This is a genomic window from Agromyces sp. Y558 (assembly GCF_059445415.1).
Map to the genome: position 1 here is coordinate 172,759 of NZ_JCAIUH010000001.1, position 15,679 is coordinate 188,437.

Genomic DNA, 15,679 nt, shown 5'->3' on the forward strand with positions numbered 1-15,679 from the left:
GGCATCCGTCTGGCTGCCTGATGCTCTAGCTTCGAAGTATGGTAGACCCGATCGTCGCGACGTTCGTCATTCTGGCGCTGGCGATCGTCGCATTCGTGAGCGGTCGCATCCCGATCGGTCTCGTCGCCGTCGGCGTCGCGCTCGCACTGTGGGCGACGGGCGTGATCACCCTCCCGCAGGCGCTTGCCGGCTTCGGGGATTCGACCGTCATCTTCATCGCGTCGCTGTTCGTCGTGAGCGAGTCGCTCGATGCCACGGGCGTGACCGCCTGGGCGGGCCAACAGGTGATCGGCCGCGCCGGCACCTCCCGACGGCGGCTCACCGTCGTCATCGCACTCATGGTGGCGGTGCTGACCGCGTTCATCAGCCTGAACGGTGCCGTCGCCGCGCTACTGCCCGTGGTCGTCATCGTGGCTCTCAAGGCCGGCATCGCGCCGTCGCGACTGCTCATCCCGCTCGCATTCTCGTCGCACGCCGGGTCACTGCTCGCCCTGACCGGCACCCCCGTGAACGTCATCGTGTCGGATGCCGCGGCCAACGCCGGCGGCCGCACATTCGGGTACTTCGAGTTCGCGTTGGCGGGGCTTCCGCTGCTCGCGCTCAGCATCGCGATCTTCGTCGCGTTCGGCGGTCGGCTGCCCGAGCGGAAGGCCGACCAGCTCGCCGACAACGTTCCCACTGATCCCGAGGCCGTGGCGCAGGATCTTCGCCGCAGCTACGACGTGAGCCTCGAGACCGACACCTTCTACACGCCCGACGAGGGGGTCGCCGAGGTGATGATCACCCCGCGCTCGATGTACATCGGCCGCAAGGTGTTCCCGGGCATGACCACGCTGCGCGAGAACCTCGTGATCATCGCGATCCGGCGCACGGGCGAGCGCCCTTCGGTGCCGGCCCCCGATGACGACCCCGAGGCGCTCCGCCCCGGCGACTCACTGCTCGTGCGCGGCCCATGGGATGCCCTCGAGCGATATGTGCGACTGCCCGGGGTCATCCCGGTCACTGCGCCGCAGTCGCTGCGCCGGGCCGTGCCGCTCGGCCGCGGCGCCAAGCGCGCCATCGTCATCCTCGGGCTCATGGTGGTGCTGCTCGCGACAGGGCTGGTGCCGCCGGTCGTCGCCGGGCTGCTCGCGGCGGGTGCACTCGTGCTCTCGCGCGTGCTCACCGTGCCGCAGATGTACCGCTCGATCCAGTGGAACACGGTCGTGCTCGTCGCCGGGCTGATCCCCCTCTCGACCGCGTTCAACGAGACCGGCGCCGCAGAACTCGTTGCGAGCTGGCTGCTCGGCATCGTCGGAACGACGAGCCCGCACTTCGCCCTACTGGCACTGTGCGCGCTCACGCTCGTGCTCGGGCAGGTGATCAGCAACACCGCGACCGTGCTCATCGTGCTGCCCATCGCGGTCTCGATCGCGGCCACCCTGGACGCCTCGGTGCAACCCTTCATGATGGCGCTGACCGTCGCCGGCGCGGCCGCCTTCGTCACGCCGATCGCCACGCCCGTGAACCTCATGGTGATGGAGCCCGGAGGGTACCGTTTCGGTGACTACTGGCGCCTGGGCATTCCGCTCGCGCTGGCCTACCTGCTCGTCGCGGTGTTCTGGGTTCCGCTCATCTGGCCGTTCTGAGGCGGGCATCGGCCGCCGGGCTCAGCTGTGGGCTCGCCCGTGGCTGAAGCGACCTCAGTGCAGGCCGAGCACGTCTTCGAGCGTCGCGGGCGACGCCTGCAGCTTCGGCTCGCACACCTCGGCACCCGGGAACTCACTCGCCTCGAAGAACCAGCGGCGCGAGGCCGGCATGCCCCACAGCTGCGCGCGCCGGGGGTTGCTCACATCCCAGCGAATCGGCTCCTCCTCGAGGTCGATGAACTGGTAGTGCGTGGTGAAGAGTTCGATGCGGTGCTGGTCTGGGTCACGCAGGTAGAGGAACAGCGCGTTCGAGATGCCGTGGCGGCCGGGGCCGCGGTCGATCTCGTCGCCGAAGCCGAGGGAGCCCGCGACATCCGCCGCATGCAGCAGTGAGGTCGCATCGGGCACCGTGTAGGCGAAGTGGTGCAGCCGCGGGCCGCGGCCGTTGGTGAACACGAGGTCATGGGTGTTGCCCTTGACCTCCATCCACGTGCCCCACAGCTCGTCGGTGCCATCGGTCGCCGTGTACTCCGACATGCGCATGCCGAGGCCGGTCCAGAAGCCGGTCGCCGCCTGCACGTCGTAGGTGACGCACTGGAAGTGGTCGAGGCGCTGCGGTGCACCCGCGACGAACTCGTGGAACTCCTGCATCTTGCGCGGCACCTGCGTCATCGACGAGGTGAGCTCCATGCGCGTGCCGACCGCGTCGGTGAACTGCAGCGTCGGCCCCTGATGCGGTCGTTCGACACGTTCGTGCTCGACACCGTTCGACCGGCACCAGACTTCAGCCGAGCGGATGTCGCGGTCCTCCCGCACCCGCAGGCCCACGCGCAGGGCCTTCGCCTCGTCGCCGCGCTCGAGCACGAGCGAGTGATGCGACGACTCCTCGAGCCCGCGCAGGTACACGGTGTCATCGGTCTCCTCGGTCACGACGAGCCCGATGACGTCGCGGTAGAAGTCCCGGCTCGCCTCGAGATCGGTGACGGCGAGCGAGACGTGGCTGGCGCGTGTGATCGCGAACGGCGGATCGAAGTTCGTGCTGGGCAGCATGTGGGCTCCTCGTGGCGCGGTGCAGGGTGGGTCAGGTGGGTCAGGTGTTTCAGGGCTGCGCAGCGTGTCAGGGCTGCGCGGCGCCGCGTCGCGCACGCCACTGGTCGATGTACGCGCGGCCGTAGTCGTTGCCGTTGGGCAGCCGGAGGGTCGAATGCACGTGGAAGCGCTGCGGCACCCGGTTGTTCAGCCATACCCCGGCATGGTGGTCGAGTTCGGTGACGATCACCGGGCTCTGGATACGGAAGTAGAACGGCTGCGTGCCATCCGTGCCGCCGTACCAGGCGAACCACGTCTCGTCGCGGTGCTCCACGATGTCGGCGAGCGTCAACCGGCGCTGGTCAGTCCGAAGCAGCAGCAGGGCGTCTTCGACGAGGTCGAGCAGGAGTGCCCACTGCTCGTCGTCGAGGTCGTAGGCCGAGATGCCCTCGTACGGGATGAGCCGGTTGTCTTGGAACGCTCCGGCGACGTGACGCTCGTCGGCCGGGTGCAGACGGTCGGTCGGCATCTTGGGGTCGAGCACTGAGGCGTAGACGACGGCCGCGGCGCGCTGCTCGTCGGTGAGCGAGGCCGCGAGCTCGAGGGCGATCTCTTCGCGCGCCTCGAAGATCGGCGGCCGCTCGCCGTCGGAGAGCGCGGGTTCTGCGCCGATGAAGACCGGTGCGACGACGTGACGACCGGCGACGGTGACGAAGTGCACGGCCACGTGGTGCCCGAACAGCTGCCAGCCCCATGCGCCGCCCGAGGCCGGATCGCCGTAGAGCGCGACCCAGTAGCTGCGGTCGTTCAAGATCGTCGGCAGGTCGACGAGTTCGCCGAGGAATCCGTTGAGTTCCATCGCCTCGCGCACCCGCTCGTAGCCCTCGGGGCTCAGCGATGCCTCGATGAGCGTGAGGACCGCCGCCGACTGCTCGTCGCCGAGGTCTTCGAGTCGCAGCCCGACACGGTGGAAGACGAACTCGGGATTGCTCCAGGCTCGCCACTCCTTCGAGTCGAGCGGATGCCGGAATGCCGCGCGCTGCTCGTCGGTCAACGTCGCGAGCGCACGCTCGGCCACCGCGACGAGATCGGCGTCGTCGCCTCGTTCGGCCAGCTCGTAGAGGCCGGGGCGCACGACTCCATCGGAGGTGACACCCGCGAACGGCTCGTCGAGCTGCGCGTTCCACTCGTCGAGCAACGCCTGCAGGAACCGGTCGTCGCGGCGCGCGTCGGAGAACTCCTGGTAGCCCATGCCCCGCCACGGCGCGAGCGTCTCGTCGTCGTGGTCGTAGAGGAACCGGCGGAAGTCGGTGCCCGCGAGCTCGATCGCCTCGTCGCGCCCGGTGACCCGCGCGGTGGAGAAGAAACCGTCGAGCTGTTCGTCACGTGTTGTCACGATCGTGCCTTCCTGTCGTGCTTGTCGTGCGTGAGCGTGCGGTCGCGGAGCTTCGCGCGGGTGCTGCCCGAGTAGATCGCCTCCACGATGCGGTCGGGCGACAGCTCGCCCGTAAGCTCCTGGTCGATGCGACCGTCGACGAGCACGAGCACGCGATCGCAAAGGAGCGCGAGCTCATTCTCGTCGGAGCCGGCGACGATGACGAAGCGATCTCTCGCGGCGGAGCGCACCGCCTCGACGATCGTCTGACGGGCACCGACGTCGACCGCCTGCGTGGGCTCGTGCAGCAGCAGCATCCGCGGGTCTGTGGCAAGCCACTTCGAGATGAAGACTTTCTGGGCGTTGCCGCCGCTGAAGGTGCCGACGATCGCGTCGGCGCGCGGCGGGCGCACGTCGAGCCGTTCGATCCATTCGTCGACCTGTGCGCGCTCCGCCGCGAGCTGCAGCCGCGAGAACGGGCGCCGACGAGCGGACTGTGGGAACGCCGCATTCTCGAGCACGGTCTCGCTCATCGCGAGGCCGGCGTGCTCGCGGCCCTGCGGCACGATCGCGATGCCGTGCTCGATGGCTCGGGCCGGGTGGAGCCCCGAGAGCTCGATCGTCTCGCCCGGCAGTTGGATCGTGCCCGCCTCGGCCGGCGTGACGCCCGCGAGCAGGTAGGGCACGTCGTCGTAGGCCGAGCCGCCGATGCCGGTGATGCCGAGCACCTCGCCCTGATGCAGGGAGAACGCGAGGTCGTGCAACCGCAGCCCGGTGAGGCCGTCGACGCGCAGCACCGGGGTGTCGTCGCGGCGCTCGTGGACGATCCGCTCCCCGAGGTCGATGATCGTGCGGCCGAGGATGAGCGTGGTGAGCTCGGCCTCGCTGAGCCCCTCGACGGGCCGTGCGGACTCGACGACCCGTCCGTCGCGCAGCACCGTGACGCTGTCGGCGCCGTCGACGATCTCCTCGAGACGGTGCGTGATGAGCAGCACCGAGGTGCCGGTCGCGACGATGTCGTCGAGGTCTTGATAGAAGCTCTCGAGGGCGCGGCGACCGAGCGCACGCGTCGACTCGTCGAAGATGATGAGGCCGGCGCCAGGCGTGGCATCCTGCAGCACCCGGGCGATCGCGACCGCCGTGCGGTCCTCCTCGCTGAGCGATGACACCCGAGAATCGAGCGGCACGAGCCGGCCGATGCGTTCGAAGGCGAGCATCGCCTCGGCGCGCTCCTTCGCCCAGTCGATGCGGCGGAAGAGGCCGTGGCCCTCGAGGCGGCCCATCCGCATGTTCTCGAGCACGGTCATGTCAGGGATGAGCCCGAGGTTCTGGTGCACGACCGACATCCCGTAATCGCGCGCCTGGTGGGGCTGGATCGGCAGCGGCAACGGAGAGCCGTCGATCGCGACCACGGCGCCGTCGTCGGGGCGGTTGAGACCCGTGAGCACCTTCGCGAACGTCGACTTGCCCGAACCGTTCTGGCCCACGAGCCCGTGGATCTCGCCCGGGGCGACGACGACGTCGACGTCGTGCAGCACGCGGGTCGAGCCGAACGTCATGCTCAGCGACCGCACCGCAAGTCGGGGTGCCGGTGGCACGGGCGTCGCCGCCCGTGCCACCGGCGAGTGCGGGGTCGTCACTCAGCGCCCCAGATTGCGAGGAAGTCGTCACGGAACGTGGCCGGCCCGAACCATTCGCCGGATGCCTCGGCCTCGGCGGTCAGCTCGACGTCGCCGATCGTGTCGCGGGTGAAGAGCCGGAACGGGATCTCGTACTCGGGGAGCTCCGTGCCCAGCTGCATCCGCATTGCGATGTCGGCGGCGACCCAGCCCTGGAACACCGAGGCCTGACCCGCCGCGGCGTAGAGGAAGTTCTCGGAGTCGATCTGCTGCAGCGCGCCGAGCTGGGCAGCGCTCACGGCGCCCTTGGTGTCGGCAAGGCGGCCGGCCTGCTCGACACCACCCTGCGTCGGCTGGAGGTGGTTCGCGAACTGCGGGAAGACATAGCCGATCTCGGGATGCTGCAGCAGCGCAGAGCTCGTGGACGACGGGATGAGCGGGAAGTTCGAGCTCGAGACCTCGTTGACCACGATCTCACCGTCGGCCAGCACCTCGTTGGCCTGCTCGAGCGCGTCTTCGGCGGTCAGCGCCGACGAGCCGTCGGTCGCTTCGTTGAAGAGCACGGTGCCGGTGCCACCCGAGTCGAGTGCGATCCACTGGAAGAGGCCGACGAGCTGGTCGACGGCGGCGTCGGGGCCGTACTGCAGCGTCTCCGACGCCGGGTGGTCGGGCGTCTCGTAGTTGTTGTTCAGCACGACGGGGATGCCGGCGGCCTGCGCAGCGTCGAGCGCGTTCGACGCCATGCCGTACGGGATCGCGTCGGTGATGATCGCGGCCGCGTCGGCCTGCGTCGCCTGAGTGATGCACGAGTCGATCTCGGTCGGCGTGGCGTTGCCGTTGCAGATCTGAACGTCGACGTCGACGGCGGCGAACGCCTCGGTGACGGCCTCGCCCGTGACGTTGAACTGCGGCGACTGCTGGGTGAGCGGCACGTAGTAGACGGTCGTGCCGGCGAGCGAGGCGACGTCGCCCGTCGGCTCGCTCGGCACGGGGTACTCGTCGCGCGGCTCGAGCAGCGCGGCGACCGCGGCCTCGAGGTCCGACGAGGAGCCGTCGCTCGCGCCGGGTGCGGCCGAGGGGTCGGCCGTCGCGCCGCTCGAACAGGCGGTGAGCAGAACGGCGGCGGAACCGAGTACTCCGGCTGCGACGAGCACGCGCGAGCGACGCGACCGTCGGGTGATGGAACTGGTGATGCTGTGCATGGTGTGCCTCCTGGGCGTCGTTGCGAGGAGCGGATGGTGCGGGAGTGCGGATGGTGCGGATGGGAGCGGGATCGCGGATGGAGCGGGATCGCTGGTGCTGCGGCATGCTGCGTCGAGGGCGGATGCCGCTGGGTTTCAGCGTCTTCGACTGAGCACGGTCGACAGGGTGACGGCGATGACGAGCACCCCGCCGTAGAAGACGTTCGAGACCCACGACGAGGCGCCCAGCAGCTGCAGGCCGAGCACGCCCGTCGCGAGGAAGTAGACGGCGATGAGCGCGCCGAGCGGGGTGAAGCGGCCGGGCTGCAGTATGGCGGTGCCGAGGAACACGGCCGCGAACATCGGCAACAGGTACATGTTCGCGACGTTCGGGTCGAAGCCGCCAGTCGCCGATGCGGCGATGACCCCGCCGAGGCCGGCGATCAGGCCCGCGACGACGAATGCGCCCATGCGGATGCGCGTCACGCGCACGCCGGCGAGCCTCGCCACCTCGCGATTCGCGCCGACGAATCGCATGTTGCGCCCGAGCGGTGTGAAGGCGAGCACGTAGGCGAACGCGAGCATGAGGACGAGGCCCAGGTAGAACGTGATCGGCAGGCCGAGGAGGTTGAAGAGCAACGCCTGGCCGAGCCAGCCGGGCAGCCCGCTCACCGCGGTCATGTTCGCGATGCCGAGCGAGACGCCGAGTAGCACGGTCGCCATGCCGAGCGTCACGACGATCGTGTTGACCCCGACCCTCACGATGAGCCAGGCGTTCACGATCCCGACGAGTGTCGAGGCGACGATCGCGGTGACGATCGCGAGCCCCACGTTCCAGCCGTACGTGGTGTGGAGCACGGGCACGAAGATCGCCGCGAACCCGAAGTTCGCAGCGACCGACATGTCCACGAACTCGCCGACGATGATCGTGACGAGCAGCGCCGCGGCGAGGAAGACGAGCGCCTGCTGCCCGCCGAAGATCGCACGGAATGCGCCGAAGGTGAGGAACGTCTGCGGCAGGAGCACTGCGAACAGCACGGCCATGGCGATCCAGACGCCGATCACGGCGAACCGTTGCGGAATATCCGCCAGCCAAGAGCGGGCAGGCGGCGTCGGGTCGACGCGCTGCACGACCGCCGTCTCGGGCAAGGTCTTCGTCGTGGTACCGGCCATGGGACGGTCACTCCTGTCTGCGCTTCGTCGCGCGACGTTCGGTTCGCGGCTCGGCCGCGGGATGCTGCGTCCCTCGCGGTGACGACCGAGGGACTCTCTAGATGGGCAGGTCGAACATCCGCTTCGCGTTGCCCGACATGACGAGTTCGCGGTCTGCCGCAGAGATCTCGACCTCGTTCGTCATGAACTCGACGCCCTGGCTCATCCAGCTGTAGAAGACGGGGAACGAGGAGCCGAAGAGGTAGTGGTCGGCGCCGTTGATCTGCAGTGCAGCCTCGATCTGGGTCTTGCCCCACGAGTGCGGGTGCGTGAGGTCGAAGAAGATGTTCTCCCGCAGGTACTGCTGGATCTTCTCGCCACCGGTCGGGTCGAGGCGCTGCAGCGCCTCGACCTTGTTCGGCTTGTGGGGCGTGAGCAGGGCGGTGTTCGCGAACCAGTTGCCCCCGAGCATCGTGTGGATGAAGCGCAGGTTGGGGAAGCGGTCGAACATGCCGCTGAAGAGTTCGCGGCCGACCGCGGTCGACTGGTCGATGATGCGGCCGTACTCGCGCCGCAGGTTCGTGTAGTCGACGACCGAACGCCACTCGACCGGCAGCGGGGTGTGATGCACGATCACTGGCAGCCCGAGCTCGTTGAGCACCTCGAGGTAAGGCTCGAACACCGCGTCGTCGAGGTAGAGCTGCCCGTAGTGGCAGGCCAGCTGCACCCCGACCGCGCCGCGATCGACGCAGCGCTTGAGCTCGTCGATCATGTCGGCGCGGCCCCACGGCGGGAGGCAGACGGTAGCGAAGAGCCGGCCACCCGAACGCTCGGCGATCGAGAACGCATTGTCGTTGACCGCCTTGCACGTCTCGAGATCGAGCCACTCCTGCCACACCGGAACGCGCATGATGCCGTAGTCGACACCGGCCTCGTCCATCGCGGCGAGCTTCGCGTCGGCCGAGTAGTCGCCCTCGACGTAGTTGAGGTTCTGGTGACCGGCCGGCTTCTCGAGAATGAGGTGCCGCTTGCCGGACTCCATCGTCTCGACCCTGGCGATCTCGCCGAAGCCGCGCGGCGCGCTGCCGAGGAATCCGTTCAGGATCTTCTCGTTCGAGAACAGGTCCTCGGGCAGGTGGTGGATATTGATGTCGACGACCGTCATTGGTCCGGCTTCCTGTGCGGGGGCGGTGGGGCGATGCTGCGGTGCGAGTGGCACTGGCCGCAAATGTACGTTGCGGATGCCGCGGGCGACAGGTTGCGGCCTGCACGCTTAGTTTGCACAGATCACGGGTCCGTCTCGCCCGCCCCGTGGCTAGCCTGCAATCACGCCCGACTTCGCCGGGTGTCATCGTGCGCCGCTCCACACCGGGAGCGGCCCGCACCCAGAGGGAGGCGATTGTGCGTCGATATACTTCGAACCCGTGCGGCAGCCTCCTCCGGAGCGCGATCCGCATCGTCATGGACCCGAAGGAGCGTTCTGGTGGACCGGTTCGCCGTCATGCGGACGCTCGTCTCCGTCGCACATGCGCCCTCGTTCAGCGCAGCAGCGGCCGAGCTCAGCATCTCGCCCTCGCTCGTGTCGCGGCATGTCGCCGACCTCGAGGGCCAATTGGGCGTGCGACTCGTGAACCGCACGGCCAGGTCGGTCTCGCTCACACTCGACGGGGAGCAGTACGCGGAGTTCGCCGAGCGCATCCTGTCGGAGATCGACGACCAGGATGCCGCGCTGTCGCAGACCAAACGCTCGAGCGAGGGCCGGCTGTCGATCATCAGCCCGAAGTGGATCGGCCTGCAGGAACTCGGCCTCGCGATCGGCGAGTTCCGGCTCGAACATCCCGGCATCCGCGTGAAGCTGCAGCTCGGGGGTATCTCCGACCGCACGCACGACTTCCTCGACCAGGGCTTCGACATCGCGTTCCACGCGCGGCATCCATCGGACTCGCGGGTCAAGGTACGGCGCATCACGGAGCTGCCGTTCATGCTGGCGGCATCCTCGACCTATCTGGAACGACGCGGCACGCCGGCGTCGCCGACGGAGCTCAGCGATCACGACCTGCTGACGCACACGGGCGACCCGGTCTGGCACCTCGGCGAGGGCGACGAGGCGACGCGGCTGCGCGTGCAGGATCCTGCGTTCACCTCGAACGCCTACTCGATCATCGAGCAGATGATCGAGCTCGGATGCGGCATCGGGCATGTGCCGCGAACGCTCGTGCAGCACTCGGCGCGCGCAGCCGAGGTGGTCGAGGTGCTGCCGCATCTGCCCCCGCCGACGCGCTCGCTGTACGCCTTGCACGCACCCGGCGACGCCACCCCCGAGCGGGTCAAGATCTTCCTCAGGTTCATCACGGACTGGTTCAAGCGCTCTCGGACCGACTGACCAGCCGGCGCGACAAGCGCCCGCCGTTGCGCTCGCCGGAAGGAGCGCAATGCCGGTCTTGACCGTTCGCGACATCGAGGCTCGCGACATCGAATACGCCCACGATGGCACCGGGATGACCGGCCTGCTCGTCGCGCCCGCGGGCGCGGTCGAGCTGCCGACCGTACTGCTGCTGCACGATGCGTTCGGCCTCGGCGAGGAGGCCATCGCGCACGCCCACCGCTACGCTGAACTCGGCTACGCCGTGTTCGCCGCGGACGTGTGGGGCGGCCGGCACACTCCGGCGGGCGGCCCGGACATCGGCCCGCTCATCGGCGCCATGGTGGCCGACCGCGGCGAATGGATGGCGCGCGTGGCGGCGGCGCACCAGACGGCGGCGGCGCAGCCCGAGGTCGACGCCGCGCGGATCGTCGCGCTCGGCTACTGCTTCGGCGGTGCGGGCGCGCTCGAGTACGTGCGCACCGGCGGCGACATCATCGGCGCGGTCAGCATCCACGGCGGTCTCGACCTGCTCGAGCGCGACTGGTCGGAGGCGACGTCGGGCATCGGCGTGCTCGTCTGCACGGGCGCGGCCGACCCCATGGCGACGACCGAGCAACGCGCAGCACTCCAGGCGGACCTCGACGGCGCGGGCATCGGCTGGGAGATCGACCTCTACAGCGGCGCCAGGCACGCGTACACGAACCCGAAATCGGACTTGCCGGGCATGCCGCCAGGCGTCGGCTACAGCGCACGCGCGTCGGAGCGCTCCTGGCAATCGACCCGGCAGTTTTTGGCCGAGCGCTTCGCCGTGGAGGCTCGCAACGCCGCCTGAGCGTCGGCGCGACAAGACCGGCGCGCGAAGGCGCGCGCATCAGAGAGGATCCAACATGCACGACATCGCGATCATCGGCGCAGGCCCCGGCGGCCTGGTCACAGCCCTACGGCTGCACCAGCAGGGCATCCGCACGCGCATCTACGAGAGCGTCACCGAGTTGCAGCCCCTCGGCGTCGGCGTCGACATCAAGGTCTACGGCGCCAAGGAGATCGAGGAGCTGGGACTGCTGGAGGAGTTCCGCGCCATGTCGGTCGATGCCGTCGACTCGATCTTCTACAACCACTACGGCCAGGAGATCTACGCCGAGAAGTGCGGCGTGCACATGGGCTACGAGCACGAGCAGCGCTTCGTGCACCGCGGCTCCCTGCAGATGCTCTTCTACGACGCCGTGCTCGAACGCCTCGGCGATGACGCTGTCGTGCTGGGCGCACGTGTGGTCGCCTACCGCCAGGATGCGACCAGCGTCACGCTCGACATCGAGCACCGTGACGGCCGCGCGGAGCAAGTGCGGCACGACGGCGTCATCGCGGCCGACGGCATCAAGTCGCCCGTGCGCCGCCAGATGCACCCGAACCAGGCGGAACCGGTCTACTCGGGCATCACGATGTACCGCGGCACGACGCTCCGCGAGCCGATCCGCGACGGCCACACGATCCTGCACATCGGCGACCCTCGCATCTCGACGATGATCGTCTACCCGGTCGTCGACGACTTCGAGGGCACCGGCATGCAGCTGATCAACTGGGTGGTCGAGAAGGAGGGCGAGGAGACGATCGAGGATTGGAACCAGCTCGGCTCCGTCGATGACATCGTGCCGCTCTACGAGAGCGTCGACATCGACTACGTCGACGTCCAGCAGCTCATCAGCGACGCACGCGAGGTCTACCTCTTCCCACTCATCCGCCACGAACCGCTCGACAACTGGGTCGACGGCCGCGTGGTGCTCCTCGGCGACGCCGCGCACGCAATGTACCCTCGCGGCGGCAATGGCGTGTGCCAGGCCTTCCTCGACGCGCGCGTCGTGGCCGAGCAGCTCAGTGCCCACGACGACCCCCACACCGCGTTCGTCGCCTACGACGCCGCACGGCGCGAGGGCGTCAACCGCATCATCATGTCGATGCGCGGGGAGGGCTACGAGGTGATTCGCCGCATGGTCGCCGAGCGCACGAACGGTGAGCCGTTCGACGACATCGAGCAGGTACTGCCGCTGGCCGAGGCGGACGAGATCTTCAGCGGGTACCACCGCCTGGTCGGTCAGCCACGACCCGGTATCGAGGCCGGGGAGGCGACCGGGTTCCGAACCTGGGAGTCCGCGGGCCCAGCGGCATCCGCAATTCTGAGCACCGACGCCGAAGAAGCCGTGCGATGACCCGCGTGATCGCGCCGGACGCCGCGACAGCCGAGGCACTGCGCGAGGTCGAGGATCGCCGCCTGCAGGCCCTGTTCGACGGCGACCTCGCGACGCTCGACGATCTCTTCGACGAGACGCTCGTGCACATCCACGCCCCCGGCCTGACGCACTCGAAGACGCAATTGCTCGAGCACGTCGCGACCCGCAGGCCGTACCTCGGCACGACACGGGGCGACCTCGACATCCGCCTCATCGGCGACGTCGCCGTCATGACGGGCGCTCTCGAGAACCGACTCCGCACCAAGGAAGGCGGTGAGCGCACGCTCGGCGGCGTGGCCACCCAGGTGCTCGTGCGAGCGGCGGATGCCCCGTTCGGCTGGCGGTTCATCCTGTTCCAGCTGACACCGACAGCGGAGCAGGCCTGGGGGGCGCTGCCCTCCGAACAGCACACGCTGCCGCAGCAGGCGGCGGCTCAGCAGGCGGCGGCTCAGCGGGCTGCTGCACGAGAGGAGGCGCTATGAAGCTCGCACGGTACCGCAGCGGCGACGGCCCGATCAGGCTCGGCAGGGTGAACGGCGACACCGTCACCGACATCAGCGACGTGCCCGGAGTCGGGACCTCGCTGCGCGCGATCCTGCCCCGCCTCGACGAGCTGCGCGCCGCAATCGAAGGAGCGAACGGGCCGACGCACCAGATCGCAGACATCCGGCTCGAGGCGCCCATCGACGACCCGCAGAAGTTCCTCGGCATCGGCATGAACTACCGGGAGCACGCTATCGAGGCCGCTGCGGCCGGCATCCCGACGCCGACGAGCCAGCTCTGGTTCAACAAGCAGGTCTCGTGCATCACCGGACCGTTCGACGACGTCGAGAAGCCGATCGTGTCTGATGCGCTGGACTACGAGATCGAGCTCGGCGTGGTGATCGGCCGGCGCTGCCGCCACGTCGCGGTCGAAGACGCACGCTCCGTCATCGCAGGGTACCTCGTCGTCAACGACGTGTCGGTGCGGGACTGGCTGCAGAAGCGCTCCCCCACGTTCACGCTCGGCAAGTCCTTCGACACGCACGGTCCGATCGGGCCCTGGCTCACGACCGACGACGAGATCGGCGACCCGCTCGCGCTCGGGATGTGCCTGACGGTCAACGGTGAAGAGCGGCAGCGCTTTCAGACCGACGACATGATCTACGACATCTACGAGCAGATCGCCTACCTCACGCAGGTCATGACGCTCATGCCCGGCGACATCCTCGCCACGGGCACGCCCGCGGGCATCGGTGCGCCGACCGGGCGGTTCCTGAAAGACGGCGATGTCGTGCGCGCCGAGATCGAGGGGCTCGGCGCGATCGAGAACCGCGTGGTGCTCGAGGGTCGCGTGGTGTGAGGGGCGCTGACATGGCCCGTCGCCGCAGCATCCATGTTCCCGGCTTCTCGCACCGCAACCCGATCCCGGCCGCGAGCCGCATCGGTGCGCACGTCCATTCCGGGGCACTGACCGGTCGCGACCCGGAAACCGGTGCGATGCCGCCGGGCCTCGACGCGCAATGCGCCAACGTCTTCCGGCTCGTCCGTGCCGTGATGGCGGCCGCCGGCGGCTCCACCGACGACATCATCAAACTCACGGTGCACCTCGTCGATCCCGGCGAACGCGAGTCGTTGAACCGCGAATGGCTCGCCATGTTCCCCGATGCCGAGGATCGGCCGGCCCGCCACGTGATCGCGGTGCGGTTGGGTGGCGGCGCGCTGGTGCACTGCGACCTCGTCGCGATCCTCGACGGGGTCGACGACCTTCACGACCTCGACGACCTCGACGACTGACTGCGAGTCCGCGAAGCGCCCGACGTTGCAACGTGACGTTGCGCAGTCCGCAATGCTCAGCAGTGGTTGCTTATGTGACCATATATATGTCGATCGAAACATCGACAGCCCGTCGGACCGGCGCAACGGTGCGCCGGCGGGCCTATGTGAGGAACTCCACATGAGCGACCGCAGCATCCTTGTCGTCGGCGGAGGCATCGGCGGACTCGCCACCGCCATCGCCCTGCGTGCCAACGCAGGACTCGACGTCACCGTCATCGAGAAGCAAGCGGACGTGCACTCGTCCGTCTTCGGCGTCGGCATCATCCAGCCCGCGAACGCGATGCGCGCGCTCGACGCGATCGGCTGCGCCGATGCGTGCATGGCCGACGGGTACGGCGCCACCGAGTGGGGCTCGATGTACGACGCCGACGGCGGCAAGCTCCGCGACATGAAGGCAACGAAGATCGAGGGTGCGGAGTACCCGGCGATGAACGGCATCACCCGCCCGCGACTGCACGAGATCCTCACAGCGCGGGCCCTCGAGGTCGGCGTCGTCATCCGCTACTCGACGTTCTTCGACACCCTCGAGCAGGATGGCGATGGCGATGGCGATGGCGATGGCGATGGCGTCACCGTGCGCTACGAGGACGGCACCGCGGAGCGCTACGACCTCGTCGTCGGCGCCGACGGCGTGCGCTCGCAGGTGCGCGAGCACGTTCTCGACGAGCAGCTCCGGCCCTACTACATCGGCCAGAGCGCCTTCCGCCTGAACATGCCCCGGCTGCCCGAGATCGACCGCATCATCCTGCAACCCGGCCCGACCGGCATGGCGGGCTTCGTGCCCATCGGCAAGGACCTCGCCTATTTCTTCTTCAACGCCGAGTACGCACGCGACGAGCGACCGAAGGGCGACGAGATCTACCCGGCGCTGAAGAAGCACCTCGATGGCTTCGGCTGGCTCACGGGCAGACTGCGCGACGAGTTCCTGCAGCCCGATGCCGACATCGTGCTTCGGCCGGAGGAATCGCTCATCGCCCCGGCACCGTGGCACAAGGGCCGTGTCGTGCTGATCGGCGACGCTGTGCACACCGTCACGCCCCACCTCGGCCAGGGCGCCGCGCAGGCGATCGAGGATGGCATCGTGCTCGCCGAGGAACTGCAGCGTCACGATGACCACGAGCACGCCTTCGACGCCTACACGGCTCGCCGCTACGAGCGCTGCAAGCTCGTCGTCGACACCTGCCTCGCCATCGCGGAGTGGGAGAAGGGCCTGAAGCCCGGCTTCGACAACATCACCGCGACGAACGTCGTGCTCGACACCCTCGCGCAGCAGTACTGACCCGCACG

14 protein-coding genes are annotated in these 15,679 nt (G+C 68.7%); 8 read left to right on the forward strand and 6 right to left on the reverse strand.

What is annotated here, in order from left to right; genetic code table 11:
• Window positions 1-38 precede the first annotated feature (38 nt).
• Window positions 39-1,628, forward strand: coding sequence for an SLC13 family permease (locus AC1C2T_RS00750; protein WP_495383876.1), 1,590 nt, complete (start codon window positions 39-41; stop codon window positions 1,626-1,628).
• Window positions 1,629-1,682: 54 nt separating this feature from the next.
• On the opposite strand, the gene hpaD is transcribed toward AC1C2T_RS00750, so the two are convergent.
• The 6 genes from hpaD to AC1C2T_RS00780 form a co-directional block, all read right to left on the reverse strand.
• Window positions 1,683-2,678 carry a 3,4-dihydroxyphenylacetate 2,3-dioxygenase gene (gene hpaD, locus AC1C2T_RS00755; RefSeq protein WP_495383877.1) on the reverse strand — a complete coding sequence of 332 codons (996 nt, stop codon included), beginning with the start codon at window positions 2,676-2,678 and terminating at the stop codon, window positions 1,683-1,685.
• A 67-nt stretch (window positions 2,679-2,745) separates the two neighbouring features.
• Window positions 2,746-4,053, reverse strand: coding sequence for a DUF3500 domain-containing protein (locus AC1C2T_RS00760; RefSeq protein ID WP_495383878.1), 1,308 nt, complete (start codon window positions 4,051-4,053; stop codon window positions 2,746-2,748).
• A complete protein-coding gene (locus tag AC1C2T_RS00765; RefSeq protein WP_495383879.1) occupies window positions 4,050-5,672 on the reverse strand; it encodes a sugar ABC transporter ATP-binding protein in 1,623 nt (540 codons plus the stop codon). Before AC1C2T_RS00765 ends, AC1C2T_RS00760 begins: the two co-directional genes overlap by 4 nt.
• The gene (locus AC1C2T_RS00770) at window positions 5,669-6,853 is read right to left on the reverse strand and encodes a sugar ABC transporter substrate-binding protein (RefSeq protein ID WP_495383880.1); all 1,185 of its coding nucleotides are present in this window, start codon (window positions 6,851-6,853) and stop codon (window positions 5,669-5,671) included. The genes AC1C2T_RS00765 and AC1C2T_RS00770 overlap by 4 nt, the downstream gene beginning before the upstream one ends.
• Window positions 6,854-6,988: 135 nt before the next feature.
• Window positions 6,989-8,005 carry an ABC transporter permease gene (locus tag AC1C2T_RS00775; protein ID WP_495383881.1) on the reverse strand — a complete coding sequence of 339 codons (1,017 nt, stop codon included), beginning with the start codon at window positions 8,003-8,005 and terminating at the stop codon, window positions 6,989-6,991.
• Between the two features lie 97 nt (window positions 8,006-8,102).
• On the reverse strand, window positions 8,103-9,149 hold the full coding sequence (locus AC1C2T_RS00780; protein ID WP_495383882.1) for an amidohydrolase family protein: 1,047 nt from the start codon (window positions 9,147-9,149) through the stop codon (window positions 8,103-8,105).
• A gap of 318 nt (window positions 9,150-9,467) precedes the next feature.
• On the opposite strand from AC1C2T_RS00780, the gene AC1C2T_RS00785 reads away from it, so the two are divergent.
• The 7 genes from AC1C2T_RS00785 (at window position 9,468) to AC1C2T_RS00815 (ending at window position 15,671) form a co-directional block, all read left to right on the forward strand.
• A complete protein-coding gene (locus tag AC1C2T_RS00785) occupies window positions 9,468-10,367 on the forward strand; it encodes a LysR family transcriptional regulator (RefSeq protein ID WP_495383883.1) in 900 nt (299 codons plus the stop codon).
• 49 nt (window positions 10,368-10,416) lie between these two features.
• The gene (locus tag AC1C2T_RS00790) at window positions 10,417-11,181 is read left to right on the forward strand and encodes a dienelactone hydrolase family protein (RefSeq protein WP_495383884.1); all 765 of its coding nucleotides are present in this window, start codon (window positions 10,417-10,419) and stop codon (window positions 11,179-11,181) included.
• Between the two features lie 55 nt (window positions 11,182-11,236).
• On the forward strand, window positions 11,237-12,553 hold the full coding sequence (locus tag AC1C2T_RS00795; RefSeq protein WP_495383885.1) for an FAD-dependent monooxygenase: 1,317 nt from the start codon (window positions 11,237-11,239) through the stop codon (window positions 12,551-12,553).
• Entirely contained in the window at window positions 12,550-13,056 is a 507-nt protein-coding gene (locus AC1C2T_RS00800; RefSeq protein WP_495383886.1) for a nuclear transport factor 2 family protein, read from the forward strand. Before AC1C2T_RS00795 ends, AC1C2T_RS00800 begins: the two co-directional genes overlap by 4 nt.
• Window positions 13,053-13,916, forward strand: coding sequence for a fumarylacetoacetate hydrolase family protein (locus AC1C2T_RS00805; RefSeq protein ID WP_495383887.1), 864 nt, complete (start codon window positions 13,053-13,055; stop codon window positions 13,914-13,916). Before AC1C2T_RS00800 ends, AC1C2T_RS00805 begins: the two co-directional genes overlap by 4 nt.
• Window positions 13,917-13,927: 11 nt before the next feature.
• Window positions 13,928-14,350, forward strand: coding sequence for a RidA family protein (locus tag AC1C2T_RS00810; RefSeq protein WP_495383888.1), 423 nt, complete (start codon window positions 13,928-13,930; stop codon window positions 14,348-14,350).
• 160 nt (window positions 14,351-14,510) lie between these two features.
• Complete coding sequence (locus AC1C2T_RS00815) at window positions 14,511-15,671, forward strand: FAD-dependent oxidoreductase (RefSeq protein ID WP_495383889.1); 1,161 nt, start codon at window positions 14,511-14,513, stop codon at window positions 15,669-15,671.
• The last annotated feature ends 8 nt before the right edge of the window (window positions 15,672-15,679 follow it).

Bases quoted from the DNA above. Each gene is read 5' to 3' on its own strand.
- AC1C2T_RS00750 (WP_495383876.1), top strand. From the start codon at position 39: ATGGTAGACCCGATCGTCGCGACGTTCGTCATTCTGGCGCTGGCGATC.
- hpaD (WP_495383877.1), bottom strand. From the start codon at position 2,678: ATGCTGCCCAGCACGAACTTCGATCCGCCGTTCGCGATCACACGCGCC.
- AC1C2T_RS00770 (WP_495383880.1), bottom strand. From the start codon at position 6,853: ATGCACAGCATCACCAGTTCCATCACCCGACGGTCGCGTCGCTCGCGC.
- AC1C2T_RS00775 (WP_495383881.1), bottom strand. From the start codon at position 8,005: ATGGCCGGTACCACGACGAAGACCTTGCCCGAGACGGCGGTCGTGCAG.
- AC1C2T_RS00780 (WP_495383882.1), bottom strand. From the start codon at position 9,149: ATGACGGTCGTCGACATCAATATCCACCACCTGCCCGAGGACCTGTTC.
- AC1C2T_RS00790 (WP_495383884.1), top strand. From the start codon at position 10,417: ATGCCGGTCTTGACCGTTCGCGACATCGAGGCTCGCGACATCGAATAC.
- AC1C2T_RS00795 (WP_495383885.1), top strand. From the start codon at position 11,237: ATGCACGACATCGCGATCATCGGCGCAGGCCCCGGCGGCCTGGTCACA.
- AC1C2T_RS00800 (WP_495383886.1), top strand. From the start codon at position 12,550: ATGACCCGCGTGATCGCGCCGGACGCCGCGACAGCCGAGGCACTGCGC.
- AC1C2T_RS00805 (WP_495383887.1), top strand. From the start codon at position 13,053: ATGAAGCTCGCACGGTACCGCAGCGGCGACGGCCCGATCAGGCTCGGC.
- AC1C2T_RS00810 (WP_495383888.1), top strand. From the start codon at position 13,928: ATGGCCCGTCGCCGCAGCATCCATGTTCCCGGCTTCTCGCACCGCAAC.
- AC1C2T_RS00815 (WP_495383889.1), top strand. From the start codon at position 14,511: ATGAGCGACCGCAGCATCCTTGTCGTCGGCGGAGGCATCGGCGGACTC.